Raw genomic sequence first — 17,286 nt, 5'->3', positions numbered from 1 at the left:
AGCGCAGGGCGTCCGATTCACCGCCAACCCGGCCGTGACCCACGAGTTCGGCGCATTCCGAACCGACCGCGCAACCCTTCACCTGCGCGGTGTTCGGCGCGCCCTCAGGGAGCCCGATCCATGCCAGACAACCCGAACACCGGCTCGCAGCTGCCGGAGACGACCGCCCTCGAGGTGCGTCACCTGACCAAGTTCTTCGGACGGAGGCCGCGCGAAGCCCTCGAGCGCCTGAAGCAGGGCGCCGGCCGCGACGAGGTCGCGACGCTCGGCACCGCTGCCGTCATCGACGCCGACTTCGAGGTGCGCCGGGGTGAGAGCTTCGTCGTGATGGGCCTCTCGGGCTCGGGCAAGTCGACCCTGATCCGGATGCTGAACGGGCTCCTCGAGCCCACCGACGGCACCGTCACGGTGATGGGGGAGCAGATCACGGATGTCGCACCGAAGCGCTTGCGCGCCGTGCGCCGCCGCCGGGTCTCCATGGTGTTCCAGCACTTCGCGTTGCTGCCGCACCGGACGGTCCGCGAGAACGCCGCGTACGGCCTCGAGATCCAGGGCGTCCCGCCCGCCGAGCGCCGTGACCGCGCCGACCGGATCCTCGAGCGGGTCGGGCTCGGGGGATGGGGCGACAAGATGCCCGCCGAGCTCTCCGGCGGAATGCAGCAACGCGTGGGCCTCGCCAGGGCTCTGGCCTCCGACACCGACATCCTGCTCATGGACGAGGCCTTCTCGGCGCTCGACCCGCTCATCCGACGAGAGATGCAGGAGCAGCTCGTCGAACTCCAGCAGGAGCTCGACAAGACGATCGTGTTCATCACGCACGACCTCAACGAGGCGATGTTCCTCGGCGACCGCATCGCCGTCATGCGCGACGGTCGCATCGTGCAGCTCGGCACTGCCGAGGAGATCCTGACCGATCCGGCCGACGACTACGTCGCGCAGTTCGTGCAGGACGTCGACCGCGCGCGGGTGCTGACCGCGGGCAACGTGATGGAGGCGCCGCGCGCCGTCGTCACCGCGTCGGCCGGTCCCCGTGCCGCGCTGCGGACGATGCGCGACCTGCAGACCTCGATGGTCTTCGTCGTCGGCAACGGCCGCCGGCTCCTCGGTGTCGCCCACGATCGCGACGTGCTGCGCCTCGTGCAGCGAGGGGAGCGCGACCTCGCGGGCGTCATCAGCGACGACCATCCCGTCGTCGGCGTCGACGAGCACCTCTCCGAGCTCTTCGGCAGCGCCGTCGAGAGCCAGCTGCCGCTCGCCGTCGTCGACGGCCAGGGCCGGTTGCTCGGCGCCGTGCCGCGCGTCACCCTGCTCGCCGCCCTCGGCAACGTGCCGACCGACACCGCCGAGCAGGCGATCATCGCGACCCCGGCGACGATCCCGGTCGACGTCATCACCGCGACGCTGCACCGCACGGCGGCCGCCGAGGCGGCGAACGCCGACGCCCCGGCATCGGCCGACGCCCCGGCATCGCCCGACGCCCTCCTGCACACCGACCACCGACCCGCGGCCGCCGCGGGGGAGAGGAGCCCGGCGTGAACGACTTCCGGCTGCCCCTCGGCGAGCTCGCCGAGACCGTGATCGATCTCGTGACCGACGTGCTCGGCGGCTTCTTCGCCGTCGTCCGCACGATCTTCGCGGGCCTCTACGATGCCGTCGACCTGTTGCTCTCCGCACCGCCGTTCGTCGCGGTCATCGCGGTGTTCGCCGCGCTCGCCTTCCTCCTCCGGGGCTGGAAGCTCGCCGTCGGCACCATCCTCGGCCTCCTCGTCATCGTCGGCGTCGGGCAGTGGGAGAACGCCATGGACACCCTCGCGCTCGTGCTCGTCGCGAGTGCGATCGCCATCGCGATCGCCGTGCCGATCGGCATCCTCGCGGCGCGCTCCGACTCGGCGTCGAAGATCATCCGCCCGATCCTCGACTTCATGCAGACGATGCCCGCGTTCGTGTACCTGATCCCGGCGCTCATCCTGTTCCGGGTCGGCGTCGTGCCCGGCATCGTCGCGACGATCGTCTTCGCCATGGCGCCGGGCGTCCGGCTCACCGAGCTCGGCATCCGCGGCGTGGACAAGGAGGTCGTCGAGGCCGGCCACGCCTTCGGTTCCTCCCCGTGGCGCATCCTCCGCCAGATCCAGCTGCCGCTCGCGATGCCGAGCATCATGGCCGGCGTCAACCAGGTCATCATGCTCTCGCTCTCGATGGTCGTCATCGCTGGCATGGTCGGCGCGGGCGGGCTCGGCGGCGAGGTGGTGCAGTCGCTCACCCGGATCGACGTCGGCCTCGGCTTCGAGGCCGGGCTCTCCGTCGTGATCCTCGCGATCATCCTCGATCGGCTCACCGGCGCGCTGGGCGGCCTGCGCGGCCGCGGTGCCAAGCGCGCGAAGCGCTCGTCGGGCACGGATGCCCCGGGCACCGCGCCGAAGCCCACCGCGCCCGTGCCCGCCGCGAACGCGCCTGCCGCGCCCGTGCCCGCCGCGGGCGAGGCGCGCCCCGTGGCATCCGCCCCCTGAACCGCTCGGACCGAGCACTCGAATCGCCGCGCGGATTCGCGCGGCGCTCCCCAACACCCGTGCCACAGCACACGGGAGGAAAGGAACACATGAAGAAGCGCACCCTCACCGGAGCCCTCGCACTCGGAGCCGTCTCCGCCCTCGCCCTCGGCGGCTGCGCCGCCGGCGCCGCCGCCTCCGAGACGCACGAGAACGGCGATCAGAAGGACCTCACGATCGCCGTCTTCAACGGCTGGGACGAGGGCATCGCCGCGAGCGAGCTCTGGAAGGCCGTGCTCACCGAGCAGGGCTACGACGTCACCCTCGAGTACGCCGACCCGGCCCCCGTCTACTCGGGTCTCACGACCGACGACTACGACGTCACGCTCGACACCTGGCTGCCGATCACGCACGCCGACTACATCGAGCAGTACGGCGACGAGCTCATCGACCTCGGCGCCTGGAACGAGGACGCGAAGCTCACGATCGCCGTGAACGAGGACGCCCCCATCGACTCGCTCGACCAGCTCGCCGCCAAGGCCGACCTGTTCGGCAACCGCCTCGTCGGCATCGAGCCCGGATCGGGCCTCAACCGCGTGACGACCGACGCCGTGATCCCGGGCTACGGCCTCGAGGGCATGGAGTACCTCACGAGCTCCACGCCCGCGATGCTCTCGGAGCTGACCGCGGCGACGAAGAACGGCGAGAACATCGCCGTCACCCTGTGGCGACCGCACTGGGCGTACGACGCGTTCCCGCTCAAGGACCTCGCCGACCCCGAGGGGGCGCTCGGCGACGCCGAGGGCATCCACGCCTTCGGCGGCAAGACCTTCGTCGAGCGCTTCCCGACGCTCGCGATGTGGATCGCCGACTTCGAGATGGACTCGGAGCTGCTCTTCTCGCTCGAGAACGCGATGTTCAACGAGTCCGACACCGACGACTACGGCCCCGTCGTCGAGGCGTGGATGGACGAGCACCGCGACTACGTCGACTCGCTCACCGAGTGAGCCGCACCCGCTGACGGCGAAGACGGGCGAGGGGAGGCCGCGGGTCTCCGCTCGCCCGTTCGCCGTTCCCCCGGAAGTGGGGTGCGGAATCACGCGATCTGCATGTCGCCCGAGCGGGGTCGCGGACTACCATCGCACTCGGATGCGCTTTTTCGGGGGGAACGGATCCGTCCGTCGCGCATCTGCGGTGCCGTCGACTCGGTGCCGCGAGCGGCGATGCCCGGGAGGGACGACGATGGCCGAGCAGGACGACAACCAGTACACCCCGAGGTTCGCACGGCCCGGTGAGGCGACGCTCACCGACCGTCATCGGATCCCACCGGGGGAGTCGCTGCCGCAGACCGCCTACCAGATCATCCGCGACGAGGTCATGCTCGACGGCAACGCGCGCCTGAACCTCGCGACCTTCGTCACCACCTGGATGGACGACGAGGCCAAGGCGCTCTACACCGAGGCCTTCGACAAGAACATGATCGACAAGGACGAGTACCCGCAGACCGCGGCGATCGAGGAGAAGTGCTGGCGCATGCTCGCGGCCCTCTGGCACTCGCCCGACCCCGAGACGACGATCGGCACGTCGACGATCGGCTCGTCCGAGGCGGCAATGCTCGGCGGCCTCGCGATGAAGCGCCGGTGGCAGCAGGCGCGCCGCGCCGCCGGCAAGGACGCCTCGAAGCCCAACATGGTCATGTCGAGCGCCGTGCAGGTCTGCTGGGAGAAATTCTGCAACTACTTCGACATCGAGCCCCGCTACGTGCCGGTGAGCGACGAGCACCCGAAGCTCGACGGCTCGCAGCTCGAGCCGTACATCGACGAGAACACCATCGGCGTCGTCGTCATCATGGGCGTCACGTACACGGGCGCCTACGAGCCGGTCAAGGAGATCTCCGACGCGCTCGACGCGCTCCAGGCCAAGACGGGGCTCGACGTCCCGATCCACGTCGACGGCGCCTCGGGGGCGATGATCGCCCCGTTCCTGCAGCCCGACCTCGAGTGGGACTTCCGGCTGCCGCGCGTGCACTCGATCAACACCTCGGGGCACAAGTACGGCCTCGTCTACCCGGGCCTCGGCTGGGTGGTCTGGCGCACCGCCGACGTGCTGCCCGACGACCTCATCTTCCGCGTCAGCTATCTCGGCGGCGAGATGCCGACGCTCGCGCTCAACTTCTCGCGCCCCGGCGCCCAGGTGCTGCTGCAGTACTTCCTCTTCCTCCGGCTCGGTGTCACCGGGTACACGGCGGTGCAGCAGGCCTCGCAGGACGTCGCCCTGTACCTCTCGAAGGGCATCGCCAAGATCGACGCGTTCGAGCTCGTCAGCGACGGCAGCGACATCCCGGTGTTCGCGTGGCGACTGAAGGCCGGCCACACCGACAACTGGAACCTCTACCACCTCCAGGACCGGCTCCGGCAGAAGGGATGGCTCGTTCCGGCCTACCCGCTGCCCGACGACCTCAGCGACCGCACGGTGCAGCGCATCGTCGTGCGCAACGGGCTGAGCATGGACCTCGCGGCCGAGCTGCTCCGCGACATCCAGACCGAGACCGCGTACCTCGACGCGCTCGAGTCGCCGATGCCGGTCGAGGGCCAGCGACCGGGGTTCCACCACTAGGGGGCCGTCATGCCTGCAGATGCGACGGCCGCAACGGAGGCATCGGGGCGGGCCGCCTCGAACCATCCCCTGGCCCCGCGCAGCGCCGTCACGAGCTTCCTCGGCGTCGGCCAGCTCGCGCTGCTCACGCTCGTCGTCGTGGCGAGCCTCCGCTCGCTGCCCGCGATGGCCGTCTTCGGCCTCGGCAGCATCACGCTCTACCTGATCCCGGCCATCTTCTTCCTCGTGCCGACCGCGCTCGTCGCCGCCGAGCTCGCGACCGGCTGGAAGGGCGGGGTGTACGTCTGGGTCCGCGAGGCGCTCGGCAACCGCTGGGGGTTCACGGCGGTCTGGCTGCAGTGGATCCAGAACGTCGTCTGGTACCCGACCCAGCTCTCGTTCATCGCGGCGGCGCTGGCGTTCGTGTTCTTCGACCCCTCGCTCTCGAACTCGGGATTCTTCACCGCGGTCGTGATCCTCGTGCTCTACTGGGGCTCGACGCTGATCACCCTGCGCGGCGGCAACCTGTTCGCGAAGCTCGGCTCGTGGGGCGGCATCCTCGGAACCCTGCTGCCGGCCGCGCTCCTCGTGGTGTTCGGGGCGATCTGGGTGTTCGGCGGTGAGAAGAGCCAGGTGCCGCTCGAGGCGTCCGCCGTCATCCCGCCGTTCACCGGCCTCGCCTCGATCGTGCTGATCGTCTCGAACGTGCTCGCCTACGCCGGCATGGAGGTCAACGCCGTGCACGTGAACCAGATGCGCGACCCCGGGCGCGGCTACCCGCGCTCGGTGTTCCTCGCGGCGATCCTCATCCTCCTCGTGTTCATCCTGCCGACGATCGCGATCGCCGTCGCCGTGCCGCAGAAGGAGCTCGGGCTTACGAACGGCATCATGCTCGCCTTCCAGGAGTACTTCGGGCACTGGGGCGTCGGCGAGTGGGCGACGGCGGTCGTCTCGGCGCTCATCGCGGCCGGCGCGCTCGCCTCGGTGGTCGCCTGGATCGCCGGGCCCTCGAAGGGCCTGCTCGCGGCGGCGGAGACCGGACTGCTGCCGCCGGCGCTGCAGAAGCGCAACAAGGAAGGAGTGCAGACCGGCATCCTGATGCTGCAGGGCACGATCGTCACCCTGCTCGCCGCGATCTTCATCATCGTGCCCGACGTCAGCGCCGCCTTCGTCGCGCTGATCGACATGGCCGCGGCGCTCTACCTCATCATGTACATGCTGATGTTCGTGTCGGCGATCATGCTGCGGCGCACGGCGCCCGACGTGAAGCGCGCGTACCGGGTTCCGGCGATGAACCTGATCGCCGGGGTCGGCTTCCTCGCGTGCCTCGCCGCCTTCCTGCTCGCGTTCATCCCGCCCGACGGATTCACGGCGTTCCCGACGGCGGCGTATCCCTGGATCGTCGGCGCGGTCATCGTGGTGCTCGGCCTGCCGCCGCTCATCTTCTACGCGGCGCGCAGACCCGGCTGGGATCGGCGCAGCGACGCCGAGAAGGGCAGACGGGGGACGCACCAGGAGGACGAGGTCGCGACGCCCGCGGCGTCGGACGCCGCACCGGGCGCCGGATCCGGGTCGGCCCCGTCGTCGCCCGGCGCGGACGCGACGTGAGCGCCTCAGACGGGGCCGGGGCGGCGGTCGAGCCCCGCCGTCGCCTCCGCCTGCGTCGCGAGGCGTGGGGGTTCGCCGTCGGCTCGCTCTGCTTCCTCGTCGGCGCGATCCCGTTCTACGCGGAGTGGGCGGGCGCCGTGGGGGTCGGCATCACCTTCTTCGTCGGCTCGATCTTCTTCACGCTCGCCGCCTTCATCCAGCTGAGCCTCAGCGGACGGCGGGTGCCGAGGAGCGGCACCAATCGGGCGGACTTCTGGGACTGGTGGGCCGCGGCCGTGCAGTTCGCCGGCACGCTGTGCTTCAACGTCAGCACCGCGGTCGCGCTCGCCGCGGCCGTCGCCGACCCGTCGCGGCTCGGTGCGGGCTGGCGCCCCGACGCGTTCGGCTCGGTCGCGTTCCTCGTCTCGAGCGCGTTCGCGATCGTCGCGACGCGCGATCGCGGAGAGCTCTGGGATCGCGACGCGCGCTCGTGGCACGGCACCTGGCTGAACATGCTCGGGTCGATCGCGTTCGGCGTCTCGGCGGTCGGTGCGTACGTCGATCCCGACACGGGAACGCTCGTGAGCATGTTCTGGGCGAACCTCGGAACGCTCATCGGCGCGGTCTGCTTCCTGCTCGCGGCGCTGCTGTCGCGCCGCGCCAACGGCGATGACACCCCGAGCGCCTGAACCCGGGGCATCCGCGCTCGATTCGGCCCCGACCGGCCGCTCTGCTAAACTGGCTCGTTGGCTGGGTACATCCACTGCCCAGACCGCGACAATCCCCATCGTTTCCCCGCGAGAAATCGCGGGATTCGGCGTGGGAACGTCAGCAGACAAGAGACCTTGGGAGGGGCATCCGCCCCTCGGTATTGGAGGAAACCAATGGCAGCAGTGTGCCAGGTGACCGGAGCCGTTCCCGGCTTCGGACACAACATCTCGCACTCGCACCGCCGGACGAAGCGCCGCTTCGACCCGAACGTGCAGAAGAAGACGTACTTCGTTCCGTCGCTCCGTCGCAACATCACGATCAACGTGTCCGCCAAGGGCATCAAGGTCATCGATGCTCGCGGCATCGAGGCCGTCGTCCGTGACATGCAGGCTCGTGGGGTGAAGTTCTAATGGCGAAGCAGCAGGACGTCCGTCCCATCATCAAGCTCCGTTCGACGGCCGGCACCGGGTTCACCTACGTGACCCGCAAGAACCGTCGCAACAACCCCGACCGTCTCGTGCTCAAGAAGTACGACCCGGTGATCCGCAAGCACGTCGACTTCCGAGAGGAGCGCTAAATCATGGCGAAGAAGAGCAAGATCGCTCGCAACGAGCAGCGCAAGGTGATCGTCGACCGCTACGCCGAGAAGCGTCTCGAGCTGAAGAAGGCGCTCGTCGACCCGAACGGCACCGACGAGAGCCGCGAGGCCGCTCGCGTGGGCCTGCAGAAGCTGCCCCGCAACGCCTCGCCGATCCGCGTGCGTTCGCGTGACGCCATCGACGGCCGCCCCCGTGGCGTGCTCACCAAGTTCGGTGTCTCGCGTGTCCGCTTCCGTGACATGGCGCACCGCGGCGAGCTGCCCGGCATCACCAAGTCGAGCTGGTGAGCACGTAGCTTCACGCTTCACGAAGAGGGGCGCTCCGGAGAGATCCGGGGCGCCCCTCTTTCGTCGATTTCGGGGGACTCCCCGTTGTGGTGGCACCATCACGGGGGCCTGCTGCCGGTCGCGTCGCCGCCCCTAGCGTTGACGCACCCGTGGGCGCATGCGCACGCATGGGAGTTCACCGACGACGGAGGGCAAGCGGATGAAGCGCTGGAGCAGATCGATGTTCGGGGCGGCCGCTGCCGCCGCACTCGTGCTGGGCGGAGGGGCGATCGCGTACGCCGATGACCTCGAATCGACGGTCACCGTCGACGACCTCGTCGTCTCGACCCCGGTCGTCGAGCTCGGCGTGCTCGGATGCGAGACGAGCAGGGACGTCGTCGTGAAGCTGAACCTCGATCGAGGGGGCAACGGGGCCGCGACCATCTTCCAGAGCGGATCCACGCTGACCTTCTCCCGCACCGCGCAGACGAACGTCTCGGCGACGCAGCCGATCCCCCCGACCATCACGCTCCCGGGCGACTGGGCGAGCCTCGACCAGCACTCGACCGTCGACAGCGCGAAGACCACCTCCACGATCACGGTCGCGGCGGGGGACACGAACGGCACCTTCAGCGGGCAGGCGAGCTACCAGGCGAGCGGCACGGTGGTCAACGGTGATACCAAGCTGCGGACCGCGTCGGTGAACGTGAGCTGGAGCGTCGAGAACTGCGGCGTCGTCGTCGACCCCGTCGACGAGACCGCCCCGATCGTGACGCTCCTCTGCCCGACCGACCCCATCCCGCAGGGGGAGGAGGCGTACGCGACCTGGACCGCCGACGACGAGGACGGCGGCTCCGGCGTCGCCGAGGGCTACGAGAGCGGCTCGATCCTGCTCGACACGTCGACGCTCGGTGAGCACACCGCCACCGCCCCGGCCGGCACCTCGGTCGACGAGGCGGGCAACCCTTCGGCCGAGGCCTCCTGCACCTTCACCGTCGTCGACGTGACGCCGCCGGTCGTGGCGCTCATCTGCCCGACCGAGCCGGTGCTGCTCGACTCGGTCGCCGAGGCGAGCTGGACGGCGACCGACGAGGCGGGCGGCTCGGGCATCGCCGACGGCTACGAGAGCGGCTCGATCCCGCTCGACACCTCGAGCGTCGGCTGGAAGACCGCGACGGCGGCCGAAGGCACGGCGCTGGACAAGGCCGGCAACGCGTCGGCCGCGGTGTCGTGCGGGTACCGGGTGATCTACGACTTCGACGGCTTCTTCCGTCCGGTCGACATGGGCGGCGTGGTCAACTCGGTCAAGGCCGGCAGCGCCGTGCCGATGAAGTTCAGCCTCGGCGGCGACCAGGGTCTCGACATCATCGCGGACGGGTACCCGAAGGTCGTGTTCACGGCCTGCGGCGCGGCCGCCGTCGACGCCATCGAGACGACGGTCACGGCCGGCGGCAGCAGCCTGAGCTACGACGCCGTCACGGGGCAGTACGTCTACGTCTGGAAGACCCAGAAGAGCTGGGCCGGCACCTGCGGGACGTTCGAGCTGCAGCTCGACGACGGGGTCACCCGCACCGCGAAGTTCAAGTTCCTGAAGTAGCCCCGAGCCCCAGGAGCGACTCGGAATCGCTCCTGGGGCTCCGACACGCCGTGGGAAAACACCCAAGAAGCCCGGAAATCCGCGAGATTCCGCGGATCTCTGTTACATTCGAGGCGGCCTCAAGGCCACGGGGGCGGCGCAAGCTCGTTCCCGAATCTTCAACAAAGTGCTGTACATACAGCGAACGTCCGAGGAGGACATTCAATGGCTGACAAGTCGCTGAACAAGACCGAGCTCGTCGCGAAGATCGCTGCGTCGACCGGCCAGAGCCAGGCCACCGTCGACGCCGTGCTCGGCGGTCTGTTCGAGGCGCTCGCCGAGTCCGTGGGCTCGGGCACCAAGGTCTCCATCCCGGGCTGGCTCGCCGTCGAGCGCACGCACCGCGCTGCGCGCACCGGCCGCAACCCGCAGACGGGTGCCACCATCGAGATCCCGGCCGGCTACTCGGTCAAGGTCTCGGCCGGTTCGAAGCTCAAGGCTGCTGCCAAGTAACCAGGGCCTTCCCGAAGGGGCGCGCGGCGTGAGCCGTGCGCCCCTTCGTCGTTCCCGGAGGCCGCACGCGCTCCTCCCGGGAGAGAACGCACGCATTCAGGGGGGGGCGGGGATGCCACGGGGTCGCCCACGAGGCATCCAGCCTCTGCCGTCTAGGCTGGTTCGGTGCCCCGCTCCGTCCGAGTGCTCGGCCCTGCCGTGCTCACCGCCGTCGCCCTCGTGGCGACCTTCGCCGCACTCTCGTTCGGCGGAGGCGCCGCCGAACAGCTGATCCAGGACCCGGGGCCGCTGGCCCGATACGGCGTGCCCGTCGCGAAGCTCTTCGTGAACCTCGGCGCCGCCGGCATGATCGGCGCGCTCGTGCTCGCCGTGTGGGCGCTGAGCCCGAAGAAGCGCGAGTTCGACCTCGCGCTCGACGTGGCCGCCGCCTCGGCCGCCGTGATGACCGTCGCGAGTGCGGCGACGGGGCTGTTCACCTTCATCCTCGTCACGGCGGTGCCGTTCGACCTCAGCGACGCCTTCGGGCAGAAGCTCGGGCAGTTCGTCACGACCATCGAGCTCGGCCAGTCGTGGCTCATCACGACCCTCGTCGCGGCCGCGGTGACGGTGCTCTGCTTCGCCGTGCGCAACCACACCGCGCTCGTCTTCGTGACGGTGCTCGCGGTCGCCTCGCTCGTGCCGATGGCGCAGCAGGGCCACGCCGCCGGCGCTGCGGGTCACGCCGCCGCCGTCACCGGGCTCGGCCTGCATCTCGTCTTCGCGGCGGTCTGGCTCGGCGGGCTCCTCACGATCGTGCTGCTGCAGCGCGAGCTCGGCGCGAAGCGCCTGCCCGTCGTGCTCGCGCGCTACTCGACCGTCGCGCTCATCTGCTTCATCGTCGTCGCCGTCTCGGGGTACGCGAGCGCGGCGCTGCGCATCGGCACGTTCGACCAGCTGGCGACGCCGTACGGCGCGCTCGTCGTGGTGAAGGTCGCCGCCCTGATCGCGTTGGGCCTCTTCGGTGCGGCGCAGCGTCGGTTCCTCATCGGCCGGATGTCACGGGGCGCGGGTTCGGGCTCCGGCGCGTTCTGGTGGCTCGTCGTCGCCGAGCTCGCGTTCATGGGGCTCGCCTCGGGCGTGGCGGCGGCGCTCGCACGCACCGCGACCCCCGTCTCCGAGGAGGCCGGCGAACTGGCGCGCACGCCCGCCGAGATCCTCACGGGCGAACCGTTGCCGCCGTGGCCCGAGACCTTCCGCTACTTCACCGAGTGGAACCCCGACCTCATCTGGCTGCTCGCCTGCGGCTTCGGCATCTTCTTCTACCTCGCGGGCGTCCGTCGCCTCCGCAAGCGCGGCGACAAGTGGCCCGCGTACCGCACCGTGCTCTGGGTCTCGGGCCTGCTGCTGCTCGCGTACGTCACGAACGGCGGCGTGAACGTCTACGAGCAGTACCTGTTCTCGGCGCACATGCTCGCGCACATGGTGCTCACGATGGCCGTGCCGGTGCTGCTCGTTCCCGGTGCGCCCGTGACGCTCGCGGCCCGGGCGATCAAGCCCCGGAAGGACGGCTCGCGCGGCGGCCGCGAGTGGATCATGCTCGCCGTGCACTCGAAGGTCGCCGGCATCATCGCGAACCCGATCGTCGCGGCCGTGCTCTTCGCCGGCTCGCTCTGGGTGTTCTACTATTCACCGCTCTTCCGCTGGACGATGTTCGACCACATCGGCCACGAGTGGATGATCGTGCACTTCCTCATCACGGGCTACCTGTTCGTGCAGTCGCTCATCGGCATCGACCCGGTGCCGTACCGGCTGCCGTACCCGTTCCGGCTCCTGCTGCTGCTCGGCACGATGGCGTTCCACGCCTTCTTCGGCCTCGCGATCATGACCGGCACGGGGCTCCTGCTCGCCGACTGGTACGGCGCGATGGGCTGGGGCACCGATGCGCTCGCCGACCAGCAGCTCGGCGGCGGCATCGCCTGGTCGATCGGCGAGATCCCGACGGTGGCGCTCGCGATCACGGTCGCGTTCCAGTGGTCGCGCAGCGACGAGAAGGAGTCGAAGCGCCGCGACCGGCACGCCGACCGCACGGGCGACGCGGAGCTCGAGGAGTACAACGCCCGGCTCGCCGCGATCGCCGCCCGCGACGACGAACGCTGACCGGCCCGGGGCATCCCGCCCGGCACGCTGCTTCTGCAGGAGATCAGGCCCCATCCCCGGTTGTCAGGGCACCATGGAGCCTATTCTCCTGCAGCAGCAGCAGCAGCAGCAGCAGCAGCAGGGCAGGGCAGGGCAGGGCGGAGCCGCCCGCGCTACTGCAGCTGGATCGCGATCGAGCCGTCGGGGCGGATCGTCGCCGCGAGCGCGAGGGTGAACGGGCGATCCTCCTCGAGCGTGTAGTAGTGGCCGTCGAAGAGGTCCTGCACCTCGACCGAGATGTGCGCGACGCCCTCGGTGGGCGGCATGTCGAACGAGTCCTCGCCCGCGGTGAGCGTCACCTGGGGAGTCGTGATGATGCTCCACGTCGGCTCGCTCGTGACCCGGTCGTCGATCTCGATGCCGAACGGGCAGTCGGCCGGCTGCAGCACCTTCTGCGCGGCGCAGGCCGCGAGGTACTCGTCGACCTTCGTCTGCACCCGCTCGACGAACGCCGGGGTGGGCTGTGCGTCGACGGTGACGGCGACCTGCTCGGCCGCGCTCGCCGGAACCGTCACGTGCGGTGCCGCGAGCAGGGGCGAGTCGTACGAGAACTCGTAGACGGCGGGGGCGATCGCGAGGTACTGGGCGACCTGCGTGAAGGCGGCGAGCTCGTCGCCCGTCTTGGTCGCGCGGGTGTCGAGGGTCAGCGTGCCGACGGTGAAGAGCGGGTTGTGGGCCGCGGTCACGTCGATCACGGCGAGCGGGCTGTCGGCGAACTCCCACCGGGCGAGCACCCCGTAGAGCGGCTCGATCGGGCGCACCTCGAAGGTGGACTCGGTGATCTCGGTGCCGAGGCGGTAGCTCGCCGTCACCGTGTGGCTGCCGTCGGGGTTCGTGACGTCCTCGACGATCTCGATGTCCTCGGGCGCCGACTCGACGACCCCCGATCGGAGCATCGCCGTCGAGATGTCGGCCGGCAGGCCGAGCTCCTCGAGCGTGGCGTCGTCGAGGGCGACACCGGGCGTCGTCGACGCGGTCGCGATGTCGTCGTCGGCGATCGCCTCGAGGTAGCCCTGGACGAAGCTGGAGGCGCCGTAGATCGACTGGTTCAACCCGCCGAGCGCGGCGAGGAAGGCGGCGACGAGGAGCGCGGCGAGCCCGGCCCACCCGGCGACGGCCAGCACCGAGACCCGGCCCCGCACCTCGCCAGCATTCCCCACCCGCACAGTCTATGTTTCGCGATGGCGGGAAGCTGAGCATCTCCACAGCCGGTGCGAACGAGGCGGATGCCACGGAGTCGGCCCCGTGAGCCCGGGCCGCCCCCGGTCGCGGTTACAGTGGGAGCGCCGCCGCGCGGGCCCCCGGTGCGGCGTCGGCCCGAGACATCCGCCCCATCGAAAGACCGCCGTGCAGAACGTGACCCTCTCCCGCGAACAGGCCGCGGTGTTCCAGGCGATCGAAGACACCCGCGAGCACGTCTTCGTCACCGGGCGCGCGGGCACCGGCAAGTCGACGCTGCTGAACCACCTCAACTGGCAGACGAAGAAGCAGATCGTGATCTGCGCTCCCACCGGGGTCGCCGCACTGAACGTCGGCGGGCAGACGATCCACTCGCTGTTCCGGCTGCCGATCGGGGTCATCGCCGACCACGACATCGACCAGAACGACACCGTCCGCAAGATCCTCAACGCGATGGACACGCTCGTCGTCGACGAGGTGTCGATGGTGAACGCCGACCTGATGGACGCGATGGACCGCTCGCTGCGGCAGGCGCGGCAGCGGCCGCTCGAGCCGTTCGGGGGAGCGCAGGTGGTGCTCTTCGGCGATCCGTACCAGCTCGCGCCGGTGCCAGGCGACGCCGACGAGCGGGCGTACTTCGCCGACACCTACGACTCGATGTGGTTCTTCGACGCGAAGGTGTGGCGCGAGGCCGACCTCAAGATCTTCGAGCTCGGCGAGATCCACCGGCAGCACGACGACGAGTTCAAGCAGCTGCTGAACGCCGTGCGGCACGGGCGGGTGACGGCCGAGATGGCCGGCGTCCTCAACGGGGTCGGCGCCCGGCGCCCGCTGCCCGAGCAGGGCGCGATCACGCTCGCGACGACGAACAGCACGGTGAACCGCATCAACGCGACGGCGCTGAAGCGCCTCCCCGGCACCTCGAAGGCGAACGCCGCCGAGGTCAACGGCGACTTCGGCGGCCGGGCGTTCCCCGCCGACGAGCGGCTCGAGCTGAAGGTCGGCGCGCAGGTGATGTTCCTCCGCAACGACACGGCGATCGGCCCAGAGGGCCAGCGCTGGGTGAACGGCACGATCGGCACGATCACCTCGCTGAAGCGCGAGGTGCGGGTCGAGATCGACGGCGAGGAGCACGAGATCGAGCCCGTCACCTGGGAGAAGTACCGCTACACCTGGGATCCGACGCGCAAGAAGCTCGAGAAGGAGATCGTCGCCGAGTTCACCCAGTTCCCGCTGCGGCTGGCCTGGGCGGTGACGATCCACAAGTCGCAGGGCGCGAGCTACGACACGGCGATCGTCGACCTCGGGCCGCGCGTCTTCAGCCCGGGCCAGAGCTACGTCGCGCTGAGCCGGCTCACCTCGCTCGAGGGCCTGTACCTGCAGCGGCCGCTGCGGCCGAGCGACATCATCGTCGACCGCAACGTCGAGCGCTTCATGGCGGGTGCCGCCCGCGAGATCGGCACTGCCGCCCGCTGAGCCGTCGTGCGCGGCTGCGGCCGGGCGACGGTGCGGCCGCCCGGTGCGTGCCTTCGGAGCGACGCGTCTGGAACCATCGGCGCGCGTCCGGACATAACCCTCTGAGGGGGAGCTCCGACCGCCCCCTCGTCGCCCGCCCAGCCGGGCGAATCCCGCATCGCGGGTTACAATTTGACCGGACACACGGCTGAGGGGGCACGGTGGCTGACCGTACTGGGGGCAGGCGGCGAGCGGCTTCGGCACTCGCGGCGATCATCGCCGTCCTCGCGCTCGCCGGGTGCACCGGCGGATCCGTCGATCCGGCGAGTCGGTTCGAGCCCGTCGACGCCGCCTTCAGCGCCGACGTCGCCGAGCAGCTCGACCAGGTGCTCGAGCAGGCCGTCGCGCTCAGCGGCTCGAGCGGCGGCGTCGCCGGCGTGTGGTCGCCGTGGTCGGGCGGATGGACCGGCGCGACCGGCACCGTCGACTTCCGCGAGAACTCGCCGAAGGTGACCGAGGAGACCGGCTTCCACCTCACGACGGTGACGTCCGAGATCACCTGTCTCATCCTGTTGCGACTCGTCGACGCCGGCACGCTCTCGCTCGACGACGAGGTCTCCGAGTACGTCGACCGCGTGCCGGGACTCGAGGGCATCACGCTCGAGCAGCTGTGCCGCCACACCTCGGGCATCGCCGACTACTACCCGGGGCTCGAGGCGCACTTCGTCACGAACCCCGAGCGCATCTGGTCGCCGAACGAGCTGCTCGCCGGCGGTCTCGCGACCACCCGTACCGGTCAGCCCGGCGAAGCATGGGCGTACTCGCGCACCGGTGTGCTGCTGCTCGCCCGCGCCATGGAGGAGGCGACCGGGCGCGACTGGACCCAGCTCGCCGAGGAATACGTGCTCGAGCCCCTCGGCCTCGACGACACCGAGATCCCGGTGCCCGGCGACACGCGTCACGAGGGGAGCCTCGGCGCCTACGCGGCGGGAACCGGCGCCGACGGCAAGCTCGACTGCACGGTGATCCACGACGACTCCGCCCAGTCGAGCTCGATGGGCGCCACCGCAGCGGGGGCGAGGTCCGACCTCGACGACACCCGTCGGCTGAGCGAGGCGTTCGCGACCGGGGCCATCGTCGGCGAGCACAGCGCCCGCGAGCTGTGGACGACGGAGCATCTCGGCGGCGACGCGCCGGTCTGGGAGCAGTTCGGCCTCGGCGGTGCCCAGTACGGTCCGTTGCGCGGCACCGCGGGCGAGTCGGCCGGGTCGCTGACCGCTGCGTTCACCGATCCCCAGACCGGGCTGACGGTCGTCATCGCGCTCAACAACTCGACGTCGGGCGAGGCCTTCGCACGCGAGACGGCGTTCGCCCTCGCCTCCATCGGGTCGAAGGCCAAGGCGAGCGAGGGCCGCGAGCAGCCGCTCGTCGAGCTGCCGTGGTCGCTCGAGCAGGCGACGGCGAAGATGCAGGAGCTCGCGCTGTGCCCGACGGCGCCCGACGCCGTCGAAGCCGAGGCCGAGGAGCCGGCCGAGGGGTAGCCCGGCCGTCGGGCGTCGGCTCAGCGCGGACCGGGGCGCTCTCCTGCGGCCGCCTTGCGAGCGATCTCCGCGATGCGCTTGGCCTTCGTCTCCGCTCGCTGCGCGAGGGCGATCTGCGAGAGGGCCCACCGCCGTACCGACGCGGGGAAGGACTCCCAGTTCGCGCGGGTGGCCGGGTCGGCATCGAGCAGGGCGGTCAGCTCGGGCGGCTCGATGAGCCGGTCGGCGTCGTCGAACACGGTCCACATGCCGTTCGCCTTCGCGGCCTCGATCGCGGCGCGACCGGCGGGCTGCATGTAGCCCTCGGCCTCGATGCGCTCGACGCGCGCCTTGTTCGTCGCCGCCCACGGGCTGCGCGGCTTGCGGGGCGAGAACCACTGTCCGTGCCGCTCGTCGTCGAGGGTCTTCGCCTGGCCGTCGATCCAGCCGACCGCGAGCGCCTCCATGACGGCGTCCTCGTAGGGGATGCGCGGGCGCCCGGTGGCGGTGCGCCACGAGACGAACCAGACGCCGTCCGCTCGGCCCTGGTGCTCGAGCAGCCAGGATCGCCATGCTGCACGGGACTCGGGCTGGAAGTACTCGGATGCGTCGCCGTCGGCCATG

Annotated in this window: 16 protein-coding genes; 14 read left to right on the top strand and 2 right to left on the bottom strand. The window is 70.4% G+C overall.

The window, feature by feature from the left end:
* The first annotated feature begins 120 nt into the window (after positions 1 to 120).
* From ACFVTH_RS06910 to ACFVTH_RS06855, 12 genes are all read left to right on the top strand, one after another.
* The gene (locus ACFVTH_RS06910; protein WP_387088203.1) at positions 121 to 1,536 is read left to right on the top strand and encodes a glycine betaine/L-proline ABC transporter ATP-binding protein; all 1,416 of its coding nucleotides are present in this window, start codon (positions 121 to 123) and stop codon (positions 1,534 to 1,536) included.
* A complete protein-coding gene (locus ACFVTH_RS06905; RefSeq protein ID WP_387088200.1) occupies positions 1,533 to 2,507 on the top strand; it encodes an ABC transporter permease in 975 nt (324 codons plus the stop codon). The genes ACFVTH_RS06910 and ACFVTH_RS06905 overlap by 4 nt, the downstream gene beginning before the upstream one ends.
* An 89-nt stretch (positions 2,508 to 2,596) precedes the next feature.
* Complete coding sequence (locus ACFVTH_RS06900; RefSeq protein ID WP_387088197.1) at positions 2,597 to 3,493, top strand: glycine betaine ABC transporter substrate-binding protein; 897 nt, start codon at positions 2,597 to 2,599, stop codon at positions 3,491 to 3,493.
* 235 nt (positions 3,494 to 3,728) lie between these two features.
* Positions 3,729 to 5,102: a glutamate decarboxylase gene (locus ACFVTH_RS06895; protein WP_387088194.1), complete on the top strand. Its 1,374-nt coding sequence runs from the start codon at positions 3,729 to 3,731 to the stop codon at positions 5,100 to 5,102.
* Positions 5,103 to 5,111: 9 nt separating this feature from the next.
* Positions 5,112 to 6,689, top strand: a complete 1,578-nt coding sequence (locus ACFVTH_RS06890) for an amino acid permease (protein ID WP_387088191.1) — start codon at positions 5,112 to 5,114, stop codon at positions 6,687 to 6,689.
* On the top strand, positions 6,686 to 7,357 hold the full coding sequence (locus ACFVTH_RS06885; RefSeq protein ID WP_387088188.1) for a hypothetical protein: 672 nt from the start codon (positions 6,686 to 6,688) through the stop codon (positions 7,355 to 7,357). Before ACFVTH_RS06890 ends, ACFVTH_RS06885 begins: the two co-directional genes overlap by 4 nt.
* Positions 7,358 to 7,552: 195 nt before the next feature.
* Positions 7,553 to 7,789 carry a 50S ribosomal protein L28 gene (gene rpmB / locus ACFVTH_RS06880; protein ID WP_157423720.1) on the top strand — a complete coding sequence of 79 codons (237 nt, stop codon included), beginning with the start codon at positions 7,553 to 7,555 and terminating at the stop codon, positions 7,787 to 7,789.
* Positions 7,789 to 7,956: a 50S ribosomal protein L33 gene (gene rpmG / locus ACFVTH_RS06875; RefSeq protein WP_157423719.1), complete on the top strand. Its 168-nt coding sequence runs from the start codon at positions 7,789 to 7,791 to the stop codon at positions 7,954 to 7,956. Before rpmB ends, rpmG begins: the two co-directional genes overlap by 1 nt.
* 3 nt (positions 7,957 to 7,959) lie before the next feature.
* Positions 7,960 to 8,265, top strand: a complete 306-nt coding sequence (gene rpsN, locus ACFVTH_RS06870; RefSeq protein WP_022889040.1) for a 30S ribosomal protein S14 — start codon at positions 7,960 to 7,962, stop codon at positions 8,263 to 8,265.
* 199 nt (positions 8,266 to 8,464) lie between these two features.
* Positions 8,465 to 9,841, top strand: a complete 1,377-nt coding sequence (locus ACFVTH_RS06865; protein WP_387088185.1) for a PxKF domain-containing protein — start codon at positions 8,465 to 8,467, stop codon at positions 9,839 to 9,841.
* 204 nt (positions 9,842 to 10,045) lie between these two features.
* Positions 10,046 to 10,333, top strand: coding sequence for an HU family DNA-binding protein (locus ACFVTH_RS06860; RefSeq protein WP_022889039.1), 288 nt, complete (start codon positions 10,046 to 10,048; stop codon positions 10,331 to 10,333).
* A 165-nt stretch (positions 10,334 to 10,498) separates the two neighbouring features.
* A complete protein-coding gene (locus tag ACFVTH_RS06855) occupies positions 10,499 to 12,469 on the top strand; it encodes a cytochrome c oxidase assembly protein (protein ID WP_387088182.1) in 1,971 nt (656 codons plus the stop codon).
* 152 nt (positions 12,470 to 12,621) lie between these two features.
* Here ACFVTH_RS06855 and ACFVTH_RS06850 read toward each other — a convergent pair whose 3' ends face one another.
* Positions 12,622 to 13,668, bottom strand: coding sequence for a hypothetical protein (locus ACFVTH_RS06850; protein WP_387088179.1), 1,047 nt, complete (start codon positions 13,666 to 13,668; stop codon positions 12,622 to 12,624).
* Between the two features lie 187 nt (positions 13,669 to 13,855).
* Between ACFVTH_RS06850 and ACFVTH_RS06845 the strand changes: the two genes are divergently transcribed.
* A complete protein-coding gene (locus tag ACFVTH_RS06845) occupies positions 13,856 to 15,163 on the top strand; it encodes an ATP-dependent RecD-like DNA helicase (RefSeq protein WP_387088177.1) in 1,308 nt (435 codons plus the stop codon).
* Positions 15,164 to 15,363: 200 nt separating this feature from the next.
* Positions 15,364 to 16,683, top strand: a complete 1,320-nt coding sequence (locus ACFVTH_RS06840; RefSeq protein WP_387088174.1) for a serine hydrolase domain-containing protein — start codon at positions 15,364 to 15,366, stop codon at positions 16,681 to 16,683.
* A 20-nt stretch (positions 16,684 to 16,703) separates the two neighbouring features.
* On the opposite strand, the gene ACFVTH_RS06835 is transcribed toward ACFVTH_RS06840, so the two are convergent.
* Complete coding sequence (locus ACFVTH_RS06835) at positions 16,704 to 17,285, bottom strand: YdeI family protein (RefSeq protein ID WP_387088171.1); 582 nt, start codon at positions 17,283 to 17,285, stop codon at positions 16,704 to 16,706.
* Position 17,286 lies beyond the last annotated feature (1 nt).

Source organism: Agromyces sp. NPDC058104 (assembly GCF_042884835.1).
In the GTDB taxonomy this organism is placed as follows: Bacteria; Actinomycetota; Actinomycetes; order Actinomycetales; family Microbacteriaceae; genus Agromyces.
This window is presented reverse-complemented; position numbering and strand designations above follow the sequence as displayed.